Genomic DNA, 7,324 nt, shown 5'->3' with positions numbered 1-7,324 from the left:
GGGTTCGAATCCCGTACGGGTCACCACTTTTGGAGGATTAGCTCAGCTGGGAGAGCACCTGCCTTACAAGCAGGGGGTCGGCGGTTCGATCCCGTCATCCTCCACCATATATATTTTAAATGTCGGAGGGGTAGCGAAGTGGCTAAACGCGGCGGACTGTAAATCCGCTCCTTCGGGTTCGGCAGTTCGAATCTGCCCCCCTCCACCATTTTCTTTAAAATAACCTGAGAGGGTTTATTTTTTTGAAAAGATAACCATACTAGTAAATATTAATGGGCTATAGCCAAGCGGTAAGGCAACGGACTTTGACTCCGTCATGCGCTGGTTCGAATCCAGCTAGCCCAGCCATTTACGAGCCATTAGCTCAGTTGGTAGAGCATCTGACTTTTAATCAGAGGGTCGAAGGTTCGAGTCCTTCATGGCTCACCATTTTCGCGGAAGTAGTTCAGTGGTAGAATACAACCTTGCCAAGGTTGGGGTCGCGGGTTCGAATCCCGTCTTCCGCTTAATTACTAAGGGGCCTTAGCTCAGCTGGGAGAGCGCCTGCCTTGCACGCAGGAGGTCAGCGGTTCGATCCCGCTAGGCTCCATCTAATAGAGAAAGCTTACATCATATGATGTAAGCTTTTTTTGTGTTTAAAAAGACAACTTTCATACTTGTCATTTAAAATAGAGAAAACGTGAAAATAAAGGATGGGGATAATTATGAAAGTTGTTATTGCATCTGATTCATATAAAGAAAGCTTAACAGCTATAGAAGTATGTGAAGCTATTGAAAGAGGTTTTGGAGCAATTTTTCCTAAAGCAGAGTACGTAAAAATACCAATTGGAGATGGAGGGGAAGGAACGGTCGATTCCCTTGTTGATGCTACAAGCGGGAGGATTATATCATTTCATGTGACAGGACCGCTTAGAGAGAGCGTACAAGCCTTTTACGGTATGTCTAAAGATAAAAAGACAGCGTTTATTGAAATGGCAGCAGCATCCGGCTTACAACACGTTCCGGCTAAAAAGCGAAACCCACTTATTACGACGACGAAAGGAACAGGAGAACTTATACTACATGCGCTAGACGAAGGAGCTGAGCATATCATTTTAGGACTTGGGGGAAGTGCTACAAATGATGGAGGAGCGGGTATGTTGTCAGCTTTAGGAGTCAAGTTCATAAATGGAAAAGGAGAAGTAATAGAGCCGTCTGGTGGAACGTTACATTCGATTGTCTCTATTGATTTTTCACAAATGGATTCACGCTTAAAGCATATAAAGATAGAAGCAGCATGTGATGTAGATAATCCGTTAGTTGGAATAAAAGGAGCATCTTTCGTATTTGGACGACAAAAGGGTGCGGATGAAGAGATGATGAAAGAGCTGGATGAGAATTTAAAGCATTATGCGCATATCCTTAAACAATACCTATTTTGCGACGTATCTAAAATACCTGGTGCAGGAGCTGCAGGAGGTATGGGTGCAGCTGTTATTGCAGTGCTAAAGGGAGGCTTGCGGAGAGGAATTGAAATTGTATTAGATTATACAAATTTTGATAAGCATATAGAAGGTGCAGATTTAATTATAACTGGCGAAGGGAGAATAGATGAACAAACAGCATATGGAAAGGCACCAGTAGGTGTTGCGGAGCGTGCAAAGCGTCTTCATATTCCTGTCATTGCGATTGGGGGATCAGTATCTCCGAATTACTCGGCTGTTCATGAAAAAGGAGTTGATGCAGTATTTAGTATTACAACAAGTCCGATGACATTAGAGGAGGCATATAAAGTAGCAGAAGAGAATATTGAAATGACAGCAAAGAATATTGCAACAGTGTGGAAAATAGCATCAGAAAAACCCTTCTAAATGCGGGAGTGTTTTTTATTATTATCTAATAATAATGATAGTAGTTGCTTCATTAAGTTAACTTTATACATAGAATAGTCTTAACATTTTGATTTTGAAGCGAATATAAGTGAATAATTTGTATATCCATACAGAAAAATGTCGAGTTGAGTCAGAGTATATAAAAGATTTAAAATATTTAGTGAAGGCACAAAAGGGGGATACTATCTATGAAAAAAGAAATTTCAGTTATTGGAGTTCCAATGGATTTAGGGCAGATGCGTCGTGGCGTTGATATGGGACCGAGCGCAATCCGTTATGCAGGTGTAATTGAAAGAATTGAAGAAATTGGATATGACGTTAAAGATATGGGAGATATATGTATAGAGAGAGAAAAAGAAGTAGATGTAAATACAAGCTTAAGAAACCTTACACAAGTTGCAACTGTATGTAACGAATTAGCAAGTAAGGTGGATCATATTATAGAAGAAGGGCGTTTTCCACTTGTATTAGGTGGCGATCATAGTATCGCTATTGGTACATTAGCTGGTGTTGCGAAACATTATAAAAACCTAGGTGTTATTTGGTATGATGCACATGGTGATTTAAATACAGAAGAAACTTCACCATCTGGAAATATTCACGGTATGTCACTTGCAGCAAGTTTAGGGTATGGACATCCCACGCTTGTAGATTTATACGGGGCATATCCAAAGGTGAAAAAAGAGAATGTCGTAATTATCGGTGCACGTGCATTAGATGAAGGAGAAAAAGACTTTATTCGAAATGAAGGTATTAAAGTATTTTCAATGCACGAGATTGATCGTATGGGTATGACGGCTGTTATGGAAGAAACAATCGCGTATTTATCTCATACTGATGGTGTGCATTTATCATTAGATTTAGATGGTCTTGATCCTCACGATGCACCAGGAGTTGGAACACCTGTAATTGGTGGCTTATCTTATCGTGAAAGTCATTTAGCAATGGAGATGTTAGCGGAAGCTGATATTGTTACATCTGCCGAGTTTGTTGAGGTAAATACGATTTTAGATGAGCGAAATAGAACGGCAACAACAGCGGTTGCTTTAATGGGTTCTTTATTCGGTGAAAAACTAAAATAAATGTAAGAAAAGCAACTGAGAAGTTGCTTTTTTTATTTGAAAATAGGCGTATAATAATGATTTATATTATACTGTACGATAAGAATGTTTGACATCTTACCAATTTAGACTAAAGGGGGTTGTTTGTAATTGTCGTTTGTTTCATGTATGGTATAATTAACTAGTTGTTGGAAATACATACAGATAGAGCATAAAACAATATTTCAATATATGGATAGAATTGCTCGTAAGTAGGAGGAAGGGTTAGCATGCCTTTTGAAGATACGACCATTTTGAAATATCTTAGTACGGCATTAGATATTGCCGTTGTATGGTTTATTATATATAAGCTAATTCTCATAATCCGAGGGACGAAAGCTGTTCAACTTTTAAAAGGGATTACAGTTATTATTGTCGTTCGGATGATCAGTATTTTTCTTGAATTGCGAACGCTATATTGGCTAACTGAACAAGTATTAACGTGGGGATTTTTAGCCGTTATTATTATTTTCCAGCCAGAATTGCGAAGAGCGCTTGAGCAGCTAGGACGCGGGAGTTTATTTTCGCGTACTGGAACTCATGAGGATGATGAGCCTGAAATGGTTGCAACAGCGATAGCGAAAGCAACGGAATATATGGGGAAACGTAGAATTGGTGCATTAATTACTTTATCAAAAGAGACCGGTATGGGTGATTATGTAGAAACGGGTATTCCGCTAAATGCAAACGTATCATCGGAATTACTCATTAATATTTTCATTCCAAATACACCGCTTCACGATGGAGCAGTAATTATGCAAGGAAATACCATTAAAGCAGCGGCTTGTTATCTTCCGTTATCAGAAAGTCCATTTATTTCTAAAGAGTTAGGAACTAGGCATCGCGCTGCAATGGGAGTTAGTGAGGTTACTGATAGTATTACAGTAGTTGTGTCGGAAGAAACGGGCCAAATTTCTTTAACGAAAAATGGTAAGTTGCATCGTGATTTGAAGACAGAACAGCTGAAAGATATGTTATTAGCTGAATTTAGTGCGAACGAAAAAACGACTTCTTCGTCTTTATGGAATTGGAGGAGAAAGCGTCATGGATAAGTTAATGGAGAATCATTGGTTTTTAAAAGGAATCTCATTACTATTGGCGTGTATGCTTTTTATGTCAGCGACTTTAACTGAAAAAAATACGACATCGGGGATACTACCTTTTGCAAATGATGCGAAAGAAACATTAACTAATTATGCTATTAACGTTAAGTATGATGAAGAGAAATATATTGTAAGTGGTATTCCGGCAGAGGGCGTTAAGGTGAAGTTAGAGGGTCCAAAAGCAGCAGTTGCTACGGCAAAAGCGAAAAAACAATTTGATATACCAGTTGATTTGAGAGGTAGCGAAAAAGGAACGTATGAAGTTTCTTTGAAAACGAATGGACTTCCAGATGATGTGAAAGGAACAGTTCAGCCATCAACAATTAAAATTACTCTTCATGAAAAAGCGAGAAAATATGTTCATGTAGACTTGAAATTATCAAATGAGGATCAAATGCCAGCTGGTGCTACTCTCGAAAAATCAAACATTAAACCTGATACGGTTGAGGTAGTTGGGACGAAAGAAGAAATTGAAAGTATTTCATCTGCTAAGGCGTATGTTGATTTAAAAGGTGTTAATAAAACTGTTACAAAAACAGCCGAAGTTACATTATACAATAAAGAAGGAAAACGTTTAAATGTAAGAACAAGTCCATCTAAAATTAGTGTAACGTTGAATGTGGCGACGCAAGCTACGGCCAATAATATTGAAAAAACTGTTCCTATAACATATGCGAAAAAGGGGAGTTTACCGGAAGGATTGGCCGTTACAAATATTAGCGTTGAGCCGAGAGAAGTAACGATAGCAGGTCCAAAAGATATATTGGATAATATACAATCGATAGAGGGGGTCGAAGTAGATCTTAGTCAATTGACAGAGTCTACAACATTCGATACCTCTGTTTTATTACCAAAGGGTGTAACAAGTGCGAAGCCAAATCAAGTAAAGGTTTCAGTAGGCGTACAAAAAACAAAACAAACGAAAACAAGAACGATTGATGGTATATCAATTCAAAAAAATGGACTTTCTAAAGACGTTACGGCCCAGTTACTTTCGCCGCAAGATGGGAAGATAAGCGTTGATATTTCAGGAGAAACAAGTATAGTAGATAAAATAACAGCTGCTCAAATAACAGCAGTGATTAATCTACAAAATGTGTCTCCTGGGACGAAGGATGTTGCTATTCAAGTGAGTGGCCCTGGTAATATTTCAATAGAGCCAAAACAAAAAAGTGCTAAAGTTACAATTGTGAAGAAAGAAAATCCCGATAAAGAAGTACAGGGTAACGGTGAGCAACCAAATTCAAATAATAATAAAGATAATCAAACTGAAAAACCAAAAAATCCTGAACCTGAACCTAAGCCTGATCCAGAAAAGGAAAAGGAAAAGGAAAAGGAGAAGGAATCGGAACAAAATGAAGATAAAGAAACTAGCCAAGAGCCAACAGTAGATAATCAAAAAGAGCCAGAAAAAGGAGCGAATCATAATGGGTAAATATTTTGGTACAGATGGAGTACGCGGGGTTGCGAATAAGGAGTTAACACCTGAATTAGCGTTCAAAATTGGACGTTTTGGTGGTTATGTATTAACAAAAGATACAGACCGTCCAAAAGTAATTATCGGCCGTGATACACGTATATCAGGACATATGTTAGAAGGAGCTTTAGTAGCAGGTCTATTATCAACTGGAGCAGAAGTAATGCGTCTTGGTGTTATTTCTACACCAGGTGTTGCTTATTTAACGAAAGCGTTAGATGCACAAGCTGGTGTTATGATTTCTGCATCTCATAATCCAGTACAAGATAACGGAATTAAATTCTTCGGTTCAGACGGTTTTAAATTAACAGATGAGCAAGAAGCAGAAATTGAAGCTTTATTAGACAAAGAAGTGGATGAATTACCACGTCCAACAGGTACGAACCTTGGGCAAGTGAGTGATTATTTTGAAGGTGGACAAAAGTATTTACAATACATTAAACAAACTGTAGAGGAAGATTTCTCAGGTTTACATATCGCTTTAGATTGTGCGCATGGTGCTACGTCTTCTTTAGCTCCGTACTTATTTGCTGATTTAGAAGCTGATATTTCAACAATGGGAACTTCACCAAACGGTATGAACATTAACGATGGAGTAGGTTCTACGCATCCAGAAGTATTAGCTGAATTAGTAAAAGAAAAAGGTGCTGATATTGGTCTTGCTTTCGATGGTGATGGTGACCGTTTAATCGCTGTAGATGAAAAAGGAAACATTGTTGATGGCGATCAAATTATGTTTATTTGTGCAAAGTACATGAAAGAAACTGGTCAACTAAAGCATAATACAGTTGTTTCAACAGTTATGAGTAACTTAGGTTTCTACAAAGCACTTGAAGCTAACGGTATTACAAGTGATAAAACAGCAGTTGGTGACCGATACGTAATGGAAGAAATGAAGCGCGGAGGTTACAACTTAGGTGGAGAACAATCAGGCCATATTATCTTACTTGATTACATTACAACTGGTGATGGAATGTTAAGTGCACTTCAACTTGTAAACATTATGAAAATGACGAAAAAACCATTATCTGAGCTTGCAGGAGAAATGACAAAATTCCCGCAATTACTAGTAAACGTTCGTGTAACAGATAAAAAACTAGCACTAGAAAACGAAAAAATTAAAGAAATTATTCGTGTTGTAGAGGAAGAAATGAATGGTGATGGCCGCATTCTTGTTCGTCCATCTGGGACAGAACCACTTATTCGTGTAATGGCAGAAGCACCAACACAAGAAGTTTGTGATGCATATGTACATCGCATTGTAGAAGTTGTGAAAGCGGAAGTTGGCGCTGAATAATTTAATAAATTTATTGAAAAGGAGCACAATAAGTGCTCCTTTTTCATATGTTTTATAGATGGTGAAAAAATTTTCATTGACGGTTTATCCATGTTTGTTATAAGATGGTCTTGTTCTTTTTCTCAAAGGAAATATTGTAAATTATAGAAGCGCCAGAACTACAAGTAGTGTAGTTGACGAGGTGGGGTTTATCGAGATTTCGGCGGATGGCTCCCGGTTGTTCATCACAACCGCAAGCTTTTACTTAAATCATTAAGGTGACTTAGTGGACAAAGGTGAAAGTGTGATGAGAGAAAAGGAACGGATACAAACTAGCTGTATAAGTATATACGGACTTAAACCCAATCGAGAGGAAGGTGAAAGCCGTTACAAGCTTACAGGGCTAGCAATATGTAATCCGTTTTTTAGTATAAATAAAAATGGTATCGGACTATGTCGTTACATGTTCGCAGAGCAGTGTAAGCATTTGTAACGGC

The 7,324-nt window shown here is 38.2% G+C and carries 6 protein-coding genes and 6 tRNA genes; all 12 read left to right on the top strand.

Annotation, left to right across the window (positions count from 1 at the left end):
- The first annotated feature begins 31 nt into the window (after positions 1–31).
- A tRNA-Val gene (locus PDQ40_RS25680) sits at positions 32–107 on the top strand.
- Positions 108–124: 17 nt separating this feature from the next.
- Positions 125–208: transfer RNA gene (locus PDQ40_RS25675), tRNA-Tyr, on the top strand.
- A 65-nt stretch (positions 209–273) separates the two neighbouring features.
- Positions 274–348, top strand: a tRNA-Gln gene (locus tag PDQ40_RS25670).
- Positions 349–353: 5 nt separating this feature from the next.
- Positions 354–429, top strand: a tRNA-Lys gene (locus PDQ40_RS25665).
- Between the two features lie 5 nt (positions 430–434).
- Positions 435–506: transfer RNA gene (locus PDQ40_RS25660), tRNA-Gly, on the top strand.
- Positions 507–516: 10 nt separating this feature from the next.
- Positions 517–589: transfer RNA gene (locus PDQ40_RS25655), tRNA-Ala, on the top strand.
- Between the two features lie 115 nt (positions 590–704).
- A complete protein-coding gene (locus PDQ40_RS25650) occupies positions 705–1,850 on the top strand; it encodes a glycerate kinase (protein ID WP_000869602.1) in 1,146 nt (381 codons plus the stop codon).
- A 209-nt stretch (positions 1,851–2,059) separates the two neighbouring features.
- Positions 2,060–2,953, top strand: a complete 894-nt coding sequence (gene rocF, locus PDQ40_RS25645; protein ID WP_000711569.1) for an arginase — start codon at positions 2,060–2,062, stop codon at positions 2,951–2,953.
- A 248-nt stretch (positions 2,954–3,201) separates the two neighbouring features.
- Positions 3,202–4,023, top strand: a complete 822-nt coding sequence (gene cdaA / locus PDQ40_RS25640) for a diadenylate cyclase CdaA (RefSeq protein ID WP_001115699.1) — start codon at positions 3,202–3,204, stop codon at positions 4,021–4,023.
- On the top strand, positions 4,016–5,509 hold the full coding sequence (locus tag PDQ40_RS25635; protein ID WP_270691728.1) for a CdaR family protein: 1,494 nt from the start codon (positions 4,016–4,018) through the stop codon (positions 5,507–5,509). The genes cdaA and PDQ40_RS25635 overlap by 8 nt, the downstream gene beginning before the upstream one ends.
- Positions 5,502–6,848, top strand: a complete 1,347-nt coding sequence (glmM, locus tag PDQ40_RS25630) for a phosphoglucosamine mutase (protein ID WP_000521474.1) — start codon at positions 5,502–5,504, stop codon at positions 6,846–6,848. The genes PDQ40_RS25635 and glmM overlap by 8 nt, the downstream gene beginning before the upstream one ends.
- A 286-nt stretch (positions 6,849–7,134) precedes the next feature.
- A complete protein-coding gene (locus PDQ40_RS25625; RefSeq protein WP_001208183.1) occupies positions 7,135–7,320 on the top strand; it encodes a hypothetical protein in 186 nt (61 codons plus the stop codon).
- Positions 7,321–7,324 lie beyond the last annotated feature (4 nt).

The sequence above is a fragment of the Bacillus cereus group sp. Bc061 genome (genome assembly GCF_027715825.1).
Lineage (GTDB): Bacteria > Bacillota > Bacilli > Bacillales > Bacillaceae_G > Bacillus_A > Bacillus_A paranthracis.
Note: the sequence above shows the minus strand (reverse complement) of the source record. Positions and strands in the feature narration are given on the sequence as shown.